The following is a 628-nucleotide window of genomic DNA, read 5'->3' as shown; positions in this document are numbered from 1 at the left end:
AGCGGGCGCCCGTCGCTCAAGGGGGAGAGACACCCAACTCCTGCGAGAGGGGTTCGGTCACAAGCGCGATGAGGAAGTGTGCAAGGATCCAAGGCTTTGCGATCCTTGGGTCCTTGGCGGGAGGAGAGCGCAGCCCGATCAGGCTCTTCAGGCGCTTGAAGGCGAGTTCGATGCGCCAGCGCATGCGGTAGAGCTTGAAGACCGTATCGGCGGGAAACTCCTCCCGGTCAAGCGAGGTCACAAGCAGGACTAAGCCGGCCGCAATCAGCGTCTGCGGTTGAACCTTGTTGCCCTTGGCCCTGGCTTCCTTGTTGATTTTGCGCCGCGCTTCTTGTGCCGCGGCCTCGGATTTGCGCAAGGCGATCAGGCGCATCTTCACAGGCTCGCCCTTCTTGAGTGCCAGCCGGGCAGGCGTTTCGCAGACTTCCTCCCGGCAGTTCTCCAGGTAGCCGATGAGATCGAACGCCCTGCCGTTGGCGTCGAGCCATCGCGCGTTTTTCCACGACGCGCGCACAACAACATCGCCGCCTTGCGCCATCACCTTGGCGATCCGCTCGGCCTGCAGATAGGCGCGGTCACCGATGCGGATCTCGCCCGGCACCACCGGCACGCGGTCGATCAACTCGGC

General features: G+C 63.7%; 1 protein-coding gene. It reads right to left on the bottom strand.

Annotated elements, in window-relative coordinates; all coding sequences use genetic code 11:
* Positions 1–16: 16 nt before the first annotated feature.
* A complete protein-coding gene (locus NKJ57_RS30835) occupies positions 17–610 on the bottom strand; it encodes a transposase (RefSeq protein WP_352513793.1) in 594 nt (197 codons plus the stop codon).
* Positions 611–628: the final 18 nt, after the last annotated feature.

It is taken from the genome of Mesorhizobium sp. M0077 (assembly GCF_040322955.1).
Lineage (GTDB): Bacteria > Pseudomonadota > Alphaproteobacteria > Rhizobiales > Rhizobiaceae > Mesorhizobium.
The sequence above is the reverse complement of the archived record's forward strand: the minus strand, read 5'-3'. Positions and strand labels throughout refer to the sequence as shown.